The 15,313-nt window shown below is 70.4% G+C and carries 15 protein-coding genes; 7 read left to right on the top strand and 8 right to left on the bottom strand.

Annotated elements, in window-relative coordinates; translation table 11 throughout:
* The first annotated feature begins 14 nt into the window (after positions 1–14).
* The gene (locus LK06_RS18170; protein ID WP_039654770.1) at positions 15–497 is read left to right on the top strand and encodes a GNAT family N-acetyltransferase; all 483 of its coding nucleotides are present in this window, start codon (positions 15–17) and stop codon (positions 495–497) included.
* On the opposite strand, the gene LK06_RS18175 is transcribed toward LK06_RS18170, so the two are convergent.
* Complete coding sequence (locus LK06_RS18175) at positions 486–2,006, bottom strand: MFS transporter (protein ID WP_039654771.1); 1,521 nt, start codon at positions 2,004–2,006, stop codon at positions 486–488. The two genes, LK06_RS18170 and LK06_RS18175, sit on opposite strands and share 12 nt — an antisense overlap.
* A gap of 180 nt (positions 2,007–2,186) precedes the next feature.
* Between LK06_RS18175 and LK06_RS18180 the strand changes: the two genes are divergently transcribed.
* Positions 2,187–2,891 (top strand): pentapeptide repeat-containing protein, encoded by a 705-nt coding sequence (locus LK06_RS18180; RefSeq protein ID WP_174673893.1) that lies wholly within the window; start codon positions 2,187–2,189, stop codon positions 2,889–2,891.
* A 113-nt stretch (positions 2,892–3,004) separates the two neighbouring features.
* Here the strand turns inward: LK06_RS18180 and LK06_RS18185 are convergent, their stop codons facing one another.
* Entirely contained in the window at positions 3,005–3,505 is a 501-nt protein-coding gene (locus LK06_RS18185) for a hypothetical protein (protein WP_039654773.1), read from the bottom strand.
* A gap of 77 nt (positions 3,506–3,582) precedes the next feature.
* Between LK06_RS18185 and LK06_RS18190 the strand changes: the two genes are divergently transcribed.
* Positions 3,583–4,962, top strand: a complete 1,380-nt coding sequence (locus LK06_RS18190) for a M1 family metallopeptidase (protein ID WP_078858752.1) — start codon at positions 3,583–3,585, stop codon at positions 4,960–4,962.
* Positions 4,963–5,013: 51 nt separating this feature from the next.
* Here the strand turns inward: LK06_RS18190 and LK06_RS18195 are convergent, their stop codons facing one another.
* From LK06_RS18195 to LK06_RS18210, 4 genes are all read right to left on the bottom strand, one after another.
* Complete coding sequence (locus LK06_RS18195; RefSeq protein ID WP_234367615.1) at positions 5,014–6,573, bottom strand: M4 family metallopeptidase; 1,560 nt, start codon at positions 6,571–6,573, stop codon at positions 5,014–5,016.
* Positions 6,574–6,895: 322 nt separating this feature from the next.
* On the bottom strand, positions 6,896–7,315 hold the full coding sequence (locus tag LK06_RS18200; protein ID WP_052318865.1) for a hypothetical protein: 420 nt from the start codon (positions 7,313–7,315) through the stop codon (positions 6,896–6,898).
* A 55-nt stretch (positions 7,316–7,370) separates the two neighbouring features.
* Entirely contained in the window at positions 7,371–8,315 is a 945-nt protein-coding gene (locus LK06_RS18205; protein ID WP_039654775.1) for an NUDIX domain-containing protein, read from the bottom strand.
* 120 nt (positions 8,316–8,435) lie between these two features.
* Complete coding sequence (locus tag LK06_RS18210) at positions 8,436–9,011, bottom strand: TerD family protein (RefSeq protein WP_039654776.1); 576 nt, start codon at positions 9,009–9,011, stop codon at positions 8,436–8,438.
* 165 nt (positions 9,012–9,176) lie between these two features.
* Between LK06_RS18210 and arfB the strand changes: the two genes are divergently transcribed.
* Both arfB and LK06_RS18220 read left to right on the top strand, forming a co-directional pair.
* Positions 9,177–9,605, top strand: coding sequence for an alternative ribosome rescue aminoacyl-tRNA hydrolase ArfB (gene arfB, locus LK06_RS18215; RefSeq protein WP_039654777.1), 429 nt, complete (start codon positions 9,177–9,179; stop codon positions 9,603–9,605).
* A 90-nt stretch (positions 9,606–9,695) separates the two neighbouring features.
* The gene (locus LK06_RS18220; RefSeq protein ID WP_039654778.1) at positions 9,696–10,568 is read left to right on the top strand and encodes a sigma-70 family RNA polymerase sigma factor; all 873 of its coding nucleotides are present in this window, start codon (positions 9,696–9,698) and stop codon (positions 10,566–10,568) included.
* A gap of 103 nt (positions 10,569–10,671) precedes the next feature.
* Here LK06_RS18220 and LK06_RS18225 read toward each other — a convergent pair whose 3' ends face one another.
* Entirely contained in the window at positions 10,672–11,244 is a 573-nt protein-coding gene (locus tag LK06_RS18225) for a flavin reductase family protein (RefSeq protein WP_039654779.1), read from the bottom strand.
* Positions 11,245–11,615: 371 nt separating this feature from the next.
* Here LK06_RS18225 and cdgB point away from each other — a divergent pair, with 371 nt between their 5' ends.
* Together cdgB and LK06_RS18235 are read left to right on the top strand one after the other, a co-directional pair.
* Positions 11,616–13,271 carry a diguanylate cyclase CdgB gene (gene cdgB, locus LK06_RS18230; RefSeq protein ID WP_039654780.1) on the top strand — a complete coding sequence of 552 codons (1,656 nt, stop codon included), beginning with the start codon at positions 11,616–11,618 and terminating at the stop codon, positions 13,269–13,271.
* A gap of 118 nt (positions 13,272–13,389) precedes the next feature.
* Positions 13,390–14,334, top strand: a complete 945-nt coding sequence (locus tag LK06_RS18235) for a carbohydrate-binding protein (RefSeq protein WP_039654781.1) — start codon at positions 13,390–13,392, stop codon at positions 14,332–14,334.
* A gap of 14 nt (positions 14,335–14,348) precedes the next feature.
* Here LK06_RS18235 and LK06_RS18240 read toward each other — a convergent pair whose 3' ends face one another.
* Complete coding sequence (locus LK06_RS18240; RefSeq protein ID WP_039654782.1) at positions 14,349–15,278, bottom strand: 1-phosphofructokinase family hexose kinase; 930 nt, start codon at positions 15,276–15,278, stop codon at positions 14,349–14,351.
* Positions 15,279–15,313 lie beyond the last annotated feature (35 nt).

A 15,313-nucleotide genomic window follows, 5' to 3' on the forward strand; every position in this document is an offset into this window, starting at 1 on the left:
GTTAGCCTCTCCGCATGATTCGTGCCGCGACCCTTGCCGACGTCCCCGTCATCCATACCCTGATCCGCGAGCTCGCCGAGTACGAGAAGGCCCCGGAGGAAGCCCGCGCGAGCGAGGAGCAACTGCGGGAGGCGCTGTTCGGGGAGCGGCCGGCCGCGTTCGCGCACATGGCGGTGGACGAGGAGAGCGGCGAACCGGTCGGTTTCGCGCTGTGGTTCCTCAACTTCTCCACCTGGCGCGGGGTCCACGGCGTCTACCTGGAGGACCTGTACGTCCGGCCCGGCGCGCGCGGCGGCGGCCACGGCCGGGCCCTGCTGGCCGAGCTGGCCCGCATCTGCGTGGAGCGGGGCTACCAGCGCCTGGAATGGTCGGTGCTGAACTGGAACCGGCCCGCGATCGGCTTCTACGAGGCGCTCGGCGCCCGGCCACAGGATGAGTGGACGGTGTATCGGCTCACCGACGGGGCGTTGGCGGAGCTGGGCGGTTCAGCCCACTGACTCCGGCACTGGCGCACCGGACTGTGTTCCGTGCTTGGGTGCCCTGGCCGTCACCATCAGGCCCGCCGTCAGGGCCGCGAGGAGCATCACGCCGGCTGCCCACCAGATGGCCACCGTGTATCCGTGCACTACGCCCGCCGGCACCACGGCCGACTTCTGGGCGCCGGGGCTGCGCAGGTGGGCCGTGATGTACGCGGCGCTGCTGGTGGTGGCGATGGTGTTGAGCAGGGCCGTGCCGATCGAGCCGCCCACCTGCTGGGAGGTGTTGACGGTCGCGGAAGTGACCCCGGAGTCGCGCGGGGCGACCCCGGCGGTGGCCGTGGCGAACACCGGCATGAAGGTCAGGCCCATGCCGAGGCCCAACAGCACCAGGGCGGGGAGGATCTCTCCGGCGTAGGAGGAGTGGACCGTCATCCCGGTCAGGAGCATCAGGCCCGCGGCGGCGAGGAGCATGCCGGGGACCATCAGCAGGCGCGGGGCCACATGGTGCAGCAGCCGGGCGGAGATCTGCGTGGAGCCGATGATGATCGCGATGGTCAGCGGCAGGAAGCCCAGACCTGCCTTGACCGGGGAGTAGCCGAGGATGACCTGCAGGTAGTAGGTCATGAACAGGAAGAGCCCGAACATACCGATGATCGCGAGCATCATCGTCAGGAAGCAGCCGGCGCGGTTGCGGTCCCGGACGATGTGCAGCGGGAGGAGGGGGCTGGGAGCCCTGTTCTGCCACCAGACGAACGCGACCAGCAGGACCACGCCGGTCGCGAACAGGGCCAGGACCAGCGGGTCGGTCCAACCGCGCGGCTCGGCTTCGCTGAAGCCGTACACGATCGCCACGAGTCCGCCGCAGCCGAGCACCGCGCCGGGAACGTCGAGACGGACCTCGTCGTGACCGGGGCGGTCGTGCAGCAGGTTGAAGGCGCCGAGGACCGCGAGGGCGGCGATGGGCACGTTCACGTACAGGCACCAGCGCCAGTTCAGGTATTCGGTGAGCAGACCGCCGACGATGAAGCCGATCGCCGAACCGCTGCCGGCGAGGGCACCGTAGATGCCGAAGGCCCTGCCCCGTTCGCGCGGGTCGGTGAACGTGGTGGTCAGCAGGCTCAGCGCCGACGGCGCCAGGACGGCGGCGAAGGCGCCCTGCAGTGCACGGGCGCCGAAGAGCATGCCGGAGGTGGTGGCCGTGCCGCCGAGCGCGGAGGCGGCGGCGAAGCCGATGAGCCCGACCACGAAGGTGCGCTTGCGACCCACGAGGTCGGCGATCCGGCCGCCCAACAGGAGCAGCCCGCCGAAGGCGAGGGTGTAGGCGGTGATCACCCATTGCCGGTTGCCGTCGGACATGTGGAGGGCGCGCTGGGCGGAGGGGAGTGCGATGTTCACGATCGTCGCGTCCAGCACGACCATCAGCTGGGCGAGGGCGATCACGACCAGGCCCCACCAGCGGTGCGGATCGGCTCCGTCCGCCGTGGTCCCGGCCGCTGCCCCGAGGTCACCCGTTCGGCCGGTACTCATCTGGCCAGAACACCATGAATCGGGACGTATTGCATCCGGGTGTGTGTGGCGGTCGCGCGACCGTTCGTGACCGCTCGGCACCGTTCGTGACGGCCTAGGGCTGTCATGACCAACCCAGCCGGTTGGTACCGGGGCGGGGACGGGGGTGGATTGTCAGTGGCGGGGTGCAGCATGGGGGGCATGGTGAGGAGAGCTACGGGCGGCGGCCCGGTGAGCCGGGCAAGAGCCCGGGCGGGGGTGAAGGGCGCGCGGCGACCAGAGGTGCGGCTGCCGCCACTGGAGCCGTGGCCCGGGGGCGAGCTGGAGCCGGACGGTGACTACGACGGGCTGGAGCTGCGGGAGCTAGACCTGTCTGGGCAGGACGGCGTGGGTGCGCGGTTCATGGACTGCGCGCTGACGGGGTGCGCGGTGGAGGGCACGGGGCTGCGCCGGACCCGGGTGCTGGACTCGGTCCTGACCGGGCTGCGGGGTGTCGGCACACACCTCGCCGAGTCCACGTTCCGGGACGTCGAGCTGGTCGACCCGCGCCTGGGCGGCACCCAGATGCACGGCGCGGTACTGGAGAGGGTCGTGGTCCGCGGTGGCAAGATCGATTACCTCAACCTGCGCGAGGCCCGGCTCAGAGACGTCGTCTTCGAATCGTGCGTCCTGGTCGAGCCGGACTTCGCCGGCGCGCGCCTGGAGCGCGTGGAGTTCGTCGGCTGCGCCGTGAAGGGCGCCGACTTCGGCGGCGCGACGCTGACCGACGTGGACCTGCGCGGGGCGGCTTCGCTGGAGATCGTGCGAGGACTCGACCGGCTTTCCGGCGCGGTGATCAGCACCGGTCAGCTCTTCGATCTGGCCCCGCAGTTGGCGGCTGCGCTGGGCATCCGGGTGGAGGACTGAGGTATCCAGGGGGAGGGCCGAGCGGTCCAAGGGATGGGCCGTGGGGGCCAGGGGGAGGGCCGGGCCCCGCCGCTGACGGTTCTACTGGTTCCGTCTACTGGTCCCGGGGAAGGTCACGGCACCCTGGGGAAGCGGGCCTGGAGCGTCCAGAGCGCGGGGTTCTCCGCCAGGTCCTCGTGGAGGTCGGTCAGGTCCGCGATCAGGTCGTGCAGGAAGTCGCGGGCTTCGCGGCGGAGTTCTGTGTGGGGGAAGTGCAGCGGGGACTCCTCGGCCGGCGCCCAGTCGGAGGTGATGTCGACCCAGCCGAAACGGCGCTCGAAGAGCATCCGGTCGGTGGACTCGGTGAAGTCCAGCTCCGCCCGCTGCGGCCGGGCGGCACGGGACCCCAGCGGGTCCCGGTCGAGCCGCTCCACGATGTCGCACAGTGCCCACGCGAAGTCCAGCACCGGCACCCATCCCCAGGCCGTGGCCAGCTCCCGGTCCGTCTCGGTGTCCGCGAGGTACACGTCTCCGCAGAACAGGTCGTGCCGCAGCGCGTGGACGTCCGCGCGGCGGTAGTCGGTCTGCGGCGGGTCCGGGAAGCGGTTGGAGAGGGCGTAGCCGATGTCGAGCACGGGGAGATGGTGTCACGTTCCCCGGCCCGGCCGTCTCCGGAGGTCGCCTGCCTAAGATCGCTGACGTGTCCAGATCCATGCGCCCTGTGCCATCCGCGGCCGTGCTCCTCGCCCTGACACTGACTGGCACCGCGTGCGACGGCGGAGGGCATGGCACCGCGGGCGCCCCCGGCGTACACGATCCGTACTTCCCCAAGGCCGGCAACGGCGGCTACGACGTCGCTCACTACGCCCTCACCCTCGACTACACCCCCGCCACCCGTCACCTCACGGGCACGGCGGTCATCACCGCACGGGCCAAGCAGGACCTGTCCGCGTTCGACCTCGACCTCGTCGGACTCCACGTCGACTCGGTCACCGTCGAGGGTGCCAGCGCCCGCTGGAACCGCACCGGCCAGGAACTCACCATCCGCCCGCACGACGACCTCGCCGGGGGCGAGACCTTCAGCACGACCGTCCACTACTCGGGCACCCCGCGGACCCTCACCGACCCCGACGGCTCTGAGGAGGGCTGGCTGCCCACCGCCGACGGCGCGCTCGGACTCGGCGAACCGGTCGGCTCCATGGCCTGGTTCCCCGGCAACCACCACCCCGGCGACAAGGCCACCTACGACATCACCGTCAGCGTCCCGAAGGGCCTCCAGGCCGTCTCCAACGGAGAGCTGACCGGTCGGCACACCCACGACGGCCGGACGTCCTACTCCTGGCACACCGCCCAGCCCATGGCGAGCTACCTGGCCACGGTCGCCGTCGGCCACTACGACATCACCCGCACCACAGGCCCGCACGGCCTGCCCATCGTCACCGCCGTCGATCCCACGCAGGCCACGGCGAGCGACAAGGTGCTCGCCAGGATTCCCGAGGTTCTCGCATGGGAGGAGTCCACCTTCGGTCCGTACCCCTTCTCCTCCGCCGGCGCGATCGTCGACCGGACGGACGACGCCGGTTACGCCCTGGAGACCCAGAACCGGCCGGTCTTCCCCGGCGCCCCGGACATCGGCACCCTCGTGCACGAGCTCGCCCACCAGTGGTACGGCGACTCGGTCACGCCCCTGTCCTGGCGGGACATGTGGCTCAACGAGGGTTGTGCCACCTACGCCGAGTGGCTGTGGCAGGAGGACCACGGCGGACCGAGTGCGCAGCAGACCTTCGAGGACCTCTACGACGGCGACGACGCGGCCGTCTGGGCCTTCCCGCCCGCGAAGCCGACCAGCGCCGCGCACATCTCCGACAGTCCCGTCTACGAGCGCGGTGCAATGGTCCTGCAGAAGATCCGGCAGAAGGTCGGTGACGACACCTTCTACGACATCCTCCAGGGCTGGGCCGCCGCCCGCCGTCACGGCAGTGCGAGTACCGCCGACTTCACCTCGTACGTGGAGCACAAGGCTCCGGACGAGGACTTCGGCGGAATCTGGAAGGACTGGCTCTACGGGGACGGCAAGCCGGACCGCCCGTGACGGACGGCCCGGCCGAGGTACTGCCGTGTCTGTACTGGCCAGACGGTGCGACTAGTTGACGTTGACCGCCGTCCAGGCCGCCGCCACAGCCTTGTACTCCGCGCTGCCCGAGCCGTACAGGTCGGCCGCGGCCTGCAGGGTGCCGGATCGGGCGCCCGCGTAGTCGGTGGAGGAGGTGAAGTACGTGGTCAGGGCCTTGTACCAAATCTGGTCGGCCTTGTCCCGGCCGATGCCGGTGACCGTGGAACCGTCGTAGGTCGGGGAGTTGTAGGAGACCCCGTTGATCGTCTTCGCGCCGCTGCCTTCGGACAGCAGGTAGAAGAAGTGGTTGGCGACACCGGACGAGTAGTGCACGTTGAGGTGACCGACCCTGCGCGACCAGTAGTCGGCGGAGTTGCCGTCCTTGCTGGGCTTGTCCATGTAGCGCAGCGGAGTGCCGTCGCCGTTGATGTCGATCTTCTCACCGATCAGGTAGTCACCCGGATCAGCGGGGTTGTTGGCGAAGAACTCCACCGAGGTGCCGAAGATGTCGGAGGTCGCCTCGTTCAGACCGCCGGACTCACGGCTGTACTTGAGCCCGGCGGTGGCCGCGGTCAGGCCGTGGCTCATCTCGTGGCCGGCGACGTCGAGCGAGGTCAGCGGGTCGGTGTTGTTCGTGCCGTCGCCGTAGGTCATGCAGAAGCAGCTGTCGTCCCAGAAGGCGTTGACGTAGGCGTTGCCGTAGTGGACGCGGGAGTAGGCGGCCCTGCCGTCGCCCGCGATGCCGTTGCGGTTGAACGCGGACTTGTAGAAGTCCCAGGTCACGGCGGCGCCGTAGGCGGCGTCGACGGCCGCGGTCTGACGATTGTTCACGGTGCCGTCGCCCCAGATGTCGTCGGCGTCGTGGAAGAGGGTGCCGGTGCCGCTCGTGCCGCCGTTCAGGTCGTACGTCGTGTGGCCGCCGCGGCCTGAGTCGATCAGGTCGTAGCCGCCGGAGGCGGATGCGGTGGTGCCGATGGTGACCTTGCCGCTGTACTGGCTGGTGCCCGTGCCGGTGTCGATGGCCTCGTAGGAGTAGAGCTCCTTGCCGTCGGTGGCGTCGGTGATGACGTGCCGTTCGCTCGGGGTGCCGTCGTGCTGGACGCCCTTGACGACGGACTCGTAGGCGAGAACCGGCTTGGCGCCGGCCGCCCAGACGACCTTGCGGGCGGTCGAGGCGCTGGCCTCGGCGGTGCCGGCGGCCTTGACGGCCGCCTTCCTCGCGCTCGCCGGGGAGACGGCAGCGGCGGTGGTCGGTACGGATATCCGGGCCTTGGTCGCCTTGCTCACGCCCTTGAGCGCACCGTTCTTCGCCACGTGGGTGACCAGGTCGCCGCCGAGCACGGGCAGACCGGCGTAGGTGCGCTCGTAGCGGGTGTGGACGGTACCGTCCGCGTCCTCGACCACGTCCTGGACGACCAGCTTCTCCTTGGCGCCGAGGCCGAGTGTGCGGGCCGCCCCGTCGGCGTGCTGCTGGGCCGACTTGATGGCCGCGGCGCGGGCCGGAGCGTTGAGCGCCACCGCGGCGGCGCCGGAGGGGTGTGATGCGGGGGCGGCGTTCGCCGGGCCGTTCTGCAGTGCGAGGACGACCATCGCCGCCGAGCCAACCAGAGCGGCGGCGCGCACGGCGGTCTTGCGGGGAGTACCGGAGGTGCGGGCGGCGTGGGGCTGCTGTCTCACTCGATCTCCTTCGGACTGGTCTCGTGGGGTGGAGACACAGGTCGGATCACAGGAAATGCACAGGTGCGGCGGGTCAGGAGAGAGTGGCACCTCCACCCGCATCTTTGACAGAGCGCCGACAAAAGTTTACTTGTTCGTGTCCGAAATCCATGCCACGAAATCCGTTATGCGGACGTCGTGGGGGCAGTCAACTTCCCCTATGGCCAGCGTCTTTGGGGCGTGGAGTGTCACACCCCTAGGAGGACAGCTCCGCCCGCATCGCGGTCCGGGCGGCCCAGACGGCCCGCGCGTGTTTCATCCGGTGCTCCTGGAATTCGGCGGAGTCCAGGGCCGGTTCGCCGGCCGCGAGCACCTCCAGCAGCTCCCGCAGGGTCGCGTAGACGTCCTCGACGACGGTCGCCATTTCCTGCGGGGCGCACAGCAGTACGCTCTCCCGCACCTCGTCGCAGCCCGAGTTGCGGAATGCCTCCCGCACCGCCGTCTCGCGGTCCGCCGGGGGCGCCTCGCGGTGCCGGTCGGCGGCTGTGTGCATACCCTCGTACGCCAGCCGGTACCTGGTCAGACAGCCGACGTAGATCTCCCGGCGTTCGCGCCGGGCCCGTTCAGCGGCCTCGCGCCGCCAGCGCACCCGGTCGGCGAACAGTGTCGAACCCACACCGACCAGCGCACCCAGCCCCGTACCGGCCAGCGTCGTCCACTCCGTCGGTGGCTCAGTCCTCCCACTCGTCCAGCAGTCGGGCGAGCCCCGGCGGCCACACCGGTTCCGCCTCCTCGGCCAGTTCGCGTCTGCTCCACCAACGCCAGGTCAGGATGGCGTCGGCGGCGTGCGCGGCGGCGAGGTGGGGTCCGGCCGGATCCCGACGAGGACCGCGGCTGACGTAGATGCGCTCGTGCTGGCGTACGGGGATTCCCGAGTGGGTGAAGTCGTGTTCCCAGGTGTGCAGCAGGGGACCCGGTTCCAGGTCGGTCCAGCCGGTCTCCTCGGCCAGCTCACGCCGGGCACCCTCGCGCGGCCCCTCGCCCGGTTCCAGCCCCCCGCCGGGCAGCGCCCAGTGCACACCGACCTCGACGTTGTCGTACCGGAACAGCAGCACCGCCCCGTCCGGTGCCACGACGGCGATCCGGGCCGCCCGCCGGGGTGTGCGCAGGGACTTGCGCAGTACGGTGCGGGGCAGGCCGAGGGCCTGGTCGTGGCCGATCACCGCGTAACCCAGGGCGTTCCAGAAGGACAGGCCCTCGGGGTCGTCGTCGAGCACGGCGAGCCGTATGGCGGTGCGGCCCCGAGTGCGGAATCGGTTCTCGACGAGTTCCGCGAAGGTGCGGCCGTACTCCTTCCCGTGCTCGCCGTGCTCGGCCGCGTGCACCATGAGCAGCCCGATCCAGGGGTCCGGGTCGGCGGGGTCCGGGTGGTGGGCCAGTGTGACGGAGAGCCCGACGAGCCGTCCGTCTTCGGTACGGGCCAGCAGCACTTCGGAGTCCGGCACGGCGAGCTCGTCGGGCAGCACCTTCGCCACCTGCTCCGGGCGGATGCCGTCAGGGTTGGGGAAGCCGTTCCCGAGCCCGTGCAACTCGCTGTTGGACGCGTACAGCGCGGTGAGTTCGCTCAGGAGCCGGGCCGGGACTTCCTGGGGGGCGGAAAGGGGCTGCAGGATCACAGAGGCAACCTATCCGCGGATGTCGCGGGACGTCACCGGCGTTGTTGCCGGGAGCGCAGGAGGCCTCGGGCCGGGGTCGCCACCCGCGGCCCGAGGCCTCCGCCCTGCACCCGGCGTTCGTCAGACGTTGACGCCGAAGTCCTGGGCGATGCCCACCAGACCTGAGGCGTAACCCTGGCCCACCGCACGGAACTTCCACTCCGCACCGTTGCGGTACAGCTCGCCGAAGACCATGGCGGTCTCGGTGGCCGCGTCCTCGGACAGGTCGTAGCGGGCGATCTCGGCGCCGCCGGCCTGGTTGACGATGCGGATGTACGCGTTGCGGACCTGGCCGAAGTTCTGGCCGCGGTTCTCGGCGTCGTAGATGGAGACAGGGAAGACGATCTTGTCGATCTCTGCCGGGAGCCCGGCGAGGTTGACGTTGATCGCCTCGTCGTCGCCGGCGCCCTCACCGGTGCGGTTGTCGCCGGTGTGGACGATGGTGTTGTCCGGCGTCTGCTTGTTGTTGAAGAAGACGAAGTGGGCGTCCGAGTGGACCTTGCCCTGCGCGTTGACCGCGATGGCGGAGGCGTCGAGGTCGAAGTCCGTGCCGGTGGTGGTGCGGACGTCCCAGCCGAGGCCCACGGTGACGGCGTTCAGGCCCGGAGCCTCCTTGGTGAGCGAGACGTTGCCACCCTTGGACAGGCTTACAGCCATGTTGGGAGTCCCTTCCTTAGATGTCCCTGCGCATGTGCGTCGACGAAGCTACCTTCACGGGGAAGAACGTCGAGAGGGGTCCCGGTGGTTCCTGGCCCCTTTACCTTTTTTACCAAGCCGGAAATCAGGGTGACGCGGACCGGGCTCGGCGGGGAACATGGGGGCATGTCCGGTCCCTACGTCATCCGCGGCTCTGTCTCCCTTCCCGAGGCCGAGTTGATGTGGCGTTTCTCCAGGTCGTCCGGGCCCGGAGGTCAGCACGTCAACACCAGCGACTCCCAGGTGGAGTTGCGATTCGACCTGGCGAACACCGAGGCCCTTCCCCCGGTGTGGAAGGAGCGCGCGCTGCAGCGGCTGGCCGGGCGGCTGGTCGGCGGAGTCGTCAGCGTCCGGGCATCCGAGCACCGTTCTCAGTGGCGCAACCGTGAGGCCGCCGCCGTACGCCTCGCCGCCCTGCTGGCGGAGGTCACCGCGCCGCCACCCAAGCCCCGCAAGCCGTCCCGGATTCCGCGCGGCATCAACGAACGCCGGTTGCGGGAGAAGAAGCACCGTGCGGAGACGAAGCGGGGCCGCTCACGGCGGGACTGGGGATGAGGCGGCCCGGCCAGGTTGGTCACGTCTGCGCCACCCGGGCCGTCAGTGCGGTGACGGAACACTGAACGCGACGGAGGGACGGTCACGCCCATGAGCGACGGCGACCAGCACCGCCACGGCGACCAACACCGCGAGGACTTCCTCGCCGAGCGGTTCGAGGAGTACCGGGGGCACTTGCGAGCCGTCGCCCATCGCATGCTGGGCTCGGTCGCCGAGGCCGAGGACGCGGTGCAGGAGGCGTGGTTCCGGTTGAGCCGGTCCGACACCCGGGAGGTGCAGAACCTCGCGGGCTGGTTGACGACCGTCGTCGGCCGGGTCTGTCTGGACATGTTGCGGTCGCGCCGCTCGCGGGGCGAGCAGCCCCTGGACACCTGGAGTCCGGCTCCCTCTGCCGAACCGGATCCCGCGCAGGACGCCCTGCGCGCCGACTCGGTCGGGTCGGCCCTTCTCGTCGTGCTGGAGACGCTCTCGCCCGCCGAGCGACTGGCGTTCGTGCTGCACGATCTGTTCGGGGTGCCGTTCGAGGAGATCGGCGGCATCCTCGGCCGCAGCCCGGCCGCGGCCCGTCAGCTCGCCAGCCGGGCCCGCCGCCGGGTACGAGGAGCCGATGCGCCGGAGGCCGATCTGGTGCGGCAGCGCGAGGTGGTGGACGCCTTTCTGGCCGCCGCGCGGGACGGGGACTTCGACGGGCTGCTGGCGGTTCTCGACCCGGAGGTAGTGGCCCGTGGCGAGGCCGGTGTGACCATCGGCGCGACGGATGTCGCCGCCACCGCGGCGAGTTTCGGCCACCTGGCCGGCGTCGCGCTTCCGGCGCTGGTCGACGGTGCCACGGCCCTGGTCGTGCTCACCGACGGCCGTCCGGAACGCGTCCTGACCTTCACCTTCGCGGCCGACCGCATCGCCGGCATCGACGTCGTCACCGACCCGGCCCGACTGGCGGAGCTGAGCATCGAGCCGGCCTGAGCAGTGGAGCCCCGAGGTACCTGCCGGCGGTGTCTGCTCGGCGGTGTCTGCTCGGTGGTATCCGATCGGTGGGCGGGACCAGTCACGGCTTCGCCGCCCCGGCTCAGCCCAGCTGGCGGTACCTGCTCCGGAAGTAGAGCAGTGGGCCGCCCTGCGAGCCGGGGACCTGCGCGGTCAGGACGCGGCCGATGACGAGGGTGTGGTCCCCGGCCGCCACCCGCTGTTCGGTACGGCACTCCAAGGTGGCCAGCGCGCCGTCCACCAGGGGGGCGCCGGTGGCCTCGCCACGGGCGCAGGGGATGTCCTGGAAGAGCAGGCGGTCGCTGATGCGGCCCTTCATGGCGAAGCGGCCGGCGATGTGCCGCTGGCTGTCGGCGAGGACCGACACCGCCCACAACGGCTGCTCGGCGAGCAGGTCGTCCATGCGGGAGCCCTCGCGCAGACTGACCAGGACCAGGGGCGGGTCGAGGGAGACCGACAGGAAGGCGGTGGCGGTCATGCCGACGTCCTCGACCCCCGGCGCCCCTGGGTCTTCCGGGTCCAGCGGCGGTTCTTGCGCGGTCACCAGGACCACGCCTGCCGCGAGCCGGGACATCGCGGCCCGGAACTCGTCGTTGCTCACCCCCTCAGCATGCCCGGAAGCGGCGGGAGTGATGGGGTAGGGCGTCTTCAGCACGTCGGAAACGCTAGCCCTGGATCATCACGGGACGCATCGGACCTCCGCCCGAGCCGGGTCCTAGGACCAGAGGTGCATGCCGCGGACCAGAGGTGCATGCCGCACACGGAGGGGGCTGTGTTCAACATATGCACACACTCTTGTAATTTGCGTTCAGGAAATGTACATAACAAACGCAGAAACTCCACTCAATTGTTCACGTTTTCCTGTGACTTGAGTCACAAGGGGCGGGAATTGTTGACCCTGTGTACCGAGTGGGCAGCGCGCTGTGATTCAGTGGCGGGGAGGTCGCAAGAGCACCTGGAATCCGCCGCGAAGAAGCGCCGACGACAACCCTTGATTCGCTGCGAGGACTCGGGGGGAGGGCGAGCATGGAGACCGAGTCGGAGCCGTATGTCCGCCTTGCGTCCCTGCGGCAGCTGCACCAGGCCATGGCCGACATGAACACGGCACGCAGTCTGGCGGACACCCTGCAGACGGTCGCCGATGGCGCGGTCCACGCCCTCGGCTACGAGCTGGCGTGCGTGAACCTCGTTCGCCCCGACGGTGACCTCGTCGTCGCCGCGCTCTCCGGCAATCCCGCCGCCGAGGCGCTGATCACCGGCCGCGCCGGCTCCCGGGAGTCCTGGGACCGGCGGCTGAGCATGGGCGAACGCTGGGGTGACCTGGTGTTCATACCTCACACCGAGGGCTGGGTTCTCGACGACGACGACGTTCCGCAGTGGTACACGGACGGGCCCGAACCCCGCTTCGAGGACGAGTGGCATCCTTCCGACCGCCTCTTCGCGCCCATGTACACCCCCGGTTTGTCAGGAGGATCGTCGGGGGAACTGCTCGGCGTCATATCCGTCGACCGTCCGCGCAACGGCCGCCGTCCCGGCGCTTGGGGCCGCGAGGCGCTGCAGATGTACACCTTCCAGGCCGCCATTGCGATCAGCAACGCGCGTCTGCGTGCCAATATGCAGCGTGCTCTCGTCCGCCTGGAGCGCGAGCAGCAGGCCCTGCGCGCCAGCGAGGAATCCTTCCGGCAGGCCTTCGAGTACGCCCCCTCCGGCATGGCCATCGCCGAGATGGGTGGCGACCAGCACGGCCGCATCCTGCGCAGCAACGACGCCCTGTGCCGTCTGTTGGGCCGTCCTGCCTCCGCGATGCGCCGCTACTCCTTCGCCGACCTCGTCCACCCCGAGGACGTCGGCACACTGCTCAGGACCTCCGCCGAGGGCGGCCGGGCCGAGCTGCGCCTGGGCCGCCGGGACGGCACCTACGTCTGGGTGTCGCTGCGCAACAGTGTTGTCGCGGACGCCGCAGACGGTCCCCGCTTCCTACTCACCCACGTCGAGGACATAGAGGAGCGCAAGCGTCGTGAACTGCAACTCGCCCACCGCGCCTCCCACGACTCGCTGACCGGCCTGCCGAACTCCGCCGAACTGCGCTCCCGCCTGTCCGCCCGCCTGTGCCGGCGCCCTACCCAGCCCGGGGTCCTGGAGTCCCTGGACGCGGCCTACGGCCACCCCGCGCTCGACGCCCCGACCGGCCACGGCTTTGACTTCACGGCCGGCGCGGAGGCGTACGACACGTACGACCACCACGTGCACACCGTCGCTCCCGAGGACGGTCGTGACGACGGCACCAAGGGCCTCGCGGTCCTCTTCTGCGACCTCGACGGCTTCAAGTCGATCAACGACCGTTTCGGTCACAATGCGGGCGACGCCGTCCTCATCGAGGTGGCACGACGCCTGTCCGGAGGAGTACGGGACGGGGACACGGTCGCCCGACTCGGCGGCGACGAGTTCGTGATCCTCGCCGACGGGCTCGGCCGGGCCGACGCCCAGGACCTCGCCGTACGGCTGCGCAACGAGATCATTCAGCCGATCCGCGCCGAGGGCCGGGCCGTCCGGGTGGGTGCGAGTTTCGGCATCGGCTGGGCGCACTGCGGGATGACGGCGGACGAAGTGCTGAAGTCCGCTGACGAGCGGATGTACGTAGAGAAACGATCTCGTCCCAAACAGCATCGGCGCGCCGGATAAGCCGCAGGTCAGCGAGTTGGTGCGGGCTGAAGCATCCGTTTGGCCCAGCCGGAGCGGGTAGGCTCGCCATTCCAACCCGTACCCGCATCCGCCCGCACCTGTTGAGGAGTACCTAGGCATGACGCCCGGCGACAACGGCGCGAGCACGCCCGAGGACGACGACCCGTTCGGCTACCTGTACGCAGACGGCCAGGCCCGGGGAGCCCAGCCACCGTCCGGCGGCTACGGCTACCCGAACTCGGTCAGCAGGGTGCGCACGGTCGGCGAGCGCCAGTACGGCCAGCCGCAGGCGCCGCACGGCCAGCCGTCCGTCCCGCAGCAGCAGGGCGCCTACGGTCAGCCGAACGCCCACTACCAGGCGCCCGAGACGCTGTCCGGTGGTCCGGCCGGCCGCCAGAGCGCCCCGCCCCCCGGTGCCGGCGGCCGGAGCGGTCCGAACACCAAGGGCCTGCTGATCGGTGCGGTCGCGGTAGTCGCGGCGGTCGTCATCGGCATCGGTGTCGCGGTGTTCAACGGCAACTCGGGCGACGGCACGTCGGGCAACCAGGCGGACACGACCCCGGCCCAGTCCCAGAACCCCTCCCCGAGCCCGTCGGGCAGCGACTCGGCGCAACCAGGTGAGCTACCGAAGGCTGACGGCTCCGACAAGGGCCTCCAACTGGCCGGCGGTGCCGGGGTGGCCTCGGACGTGTCCGGCGCGCGGTCCGCGGACGGCAGCTATGTGGGCGGGCTGAACCAGGTCGGTGCCTCAGTGACCTGGACGGTCAACGACCTCCCCGAGGACGGCCCGTACACGCTCTTCGTCAACTACAGCGCGGCTGGCAGCGACCAGTCGATGTCGGTCACCATCAACGGCAAGCCGTTCGGCAGCAAGCTGGGCCTGAAGAACTACCGGAGCGCCGCCGACGGCGACTTCGCCAAGGGCTGGACCACGTCCTACGTGTGGCCGACCCTGAAGAAGGGCCCCAACACCATCTCCATCTCCTGCCAGCCCGGCGACAAGTGCAACGTCCTGATCGACCAGCTCTGGATCAAGAAGGGCCACGTCAAGCGGAACGGCTAGTGCCTGTTGCGGCACTAGGCTGCGCTGGCCTCCTCGGTCACTGCGATCCGCGGCAGCAGTTCCTCATACGTCTCCCGGTCGAACTCGCCCGCCACGGGGGCCCGTACGGTCGCCGCCGAAAGTGCGACCGCGCGGGTCAGGCGCGCCGGCCAGGTCAGGTGCTCCACCAGTCCGGACAGTAGACCCGCGACCACCGAGTCGCCCGCGCCGGTCGGGTTGCCGCGGAACCGGGCTGGCGGCACGGCGTGCCAGCGGCCCTCCGGTGTCACGGCGAGCAGCCCCTTTGGGCCGAGGGAAGCCACGACCGTATGGGCCCCTCGGCGCCGCGCGTCCTGCGTCGCCCGCAACGGCTCGTGGGCGCCGGTGAGTTCGGCGAGCTCGTCGGAGTTCGGCTTGATGATGTCGGGGCGGGCGGCCACCCCGCGCCGCAGCGGTGCGCCGCTGGTGTCGAGCAGCACGGGTATGCCGCGCGCCCGGGCGCCGCGGACGAGGTTCGCGTACGCGCCGACCGGCACCCCTGGCGGCAGGCTGCCGCACAGGGCCACGGCCGAGGCGCTGGACAGCAGTTCCTCGTACCGGTCCAGGAAGTCGCCCCACTCGACCGGTGAGATCTGCGGACCGGGCTCGTTCAACTGGGTGGTGTCACCAGAGACGTGGTCCACGACGGCGATCGTCCGCCGGGTCTGACCGGCGACCGGCACCAGCGCGTCCGCCAGCCGGGGGGTGCCGGCAAGCCGGTCGCGCACGGTGCGCCCGGTGGTGCCACCCGCGAACCCGGTGACCGTCACCTCGTGTCCGAGGGCGGCCAGGACCCGGGCCACGTTCACCCCTTTGCCACCCGCCCGCTCGGTGACCGCCGAGACGCGGTGCGAGGTGCGCGGTCGCAGCGCGCGTACGCGATAGGTGATGTCGAGAGCGGTGTTCAGTGTGACCGTCAGGATCACCCGGGCCGACCTCCCTCGAAGTCCGTGCGTCCGTC

Source organism: Streptomyces pluripotens, assembly GCF_000802245.2.
Lineage (GTDB): Bacteria > Actinomycetota > Actinomycetes > Streptomycetales > Streptomycetaceae > Streptomyces > Streptomyces pluripotens.

Coding starts and splice junctions, on each gene's coding strand:
- LK06_RS18190 (WP_078858752.1), top strand. CDS start 3,583: ATGCGCCCTGTGCCATCCGCGGCCGTGCTCCTCGCCCTGACACTGACT.
- LK06_RS18175 (WP_039654771.1), bottom strand. CDS start 2,006: ATGAGTACCGGCCGAACGGGTGACCTCGGGGCAGCGGCCGGGACCACG.
- cdgB (WP_039654780.1), top strand. CDS start 11,616: ATGGAGACCGAGTCGGAGCCGTATGTCCGCCTTGCGTCCCTGCGGCAG.
- LK06_RS18195 (WP_234367615.1), bottom strand. CDS start 6,573: ATGGTCGTCCTCGCACTGCAGAACGGCCCGGCGAACGCCGCCCCCGCA.
- LK06_RS18170 (WP_039654770.1), top strand. CDS start 15: ATGATTCGTGCCGCGACCCTTGCCGACGTCCCCGTCATCCATACCCTG.
- arfB (WP_039654777.1), top strand. CDS start 9,177: ATGTCCGGTCCCTACGTCATCCGCGGCTCTGTCTCCCTTCCCGAGGCC.
- LK06_RS18180 (WP_174673893.1), top strand. CDS start 2,187: ATGGTGAGGAGAGCTACGGGCGGCGGCCCGGTGAGCCGGGCAAGAGCC.
- LK06_RS18210 (WP_039654776.1), bottom strand. CDS start 9,011: ATGGCTGTAAGCCTGTCCAAGGGTGGCAACGTCTCGCTCACCAAGGAG.
- LK06_RS18220 (WP_039654778.1), top strand. CDS start 9,696: ATGAGCGACGGCGACCAGCACCGCCACGGCGACCAACACCGCGAGGAC.
- LK06_RS18235 (WP_039654781.1), top strand. CDS start 13,390: ATGACGCCCGGCGACAACGGCGCGAGCACGCCCGAGGACGACGACCCG.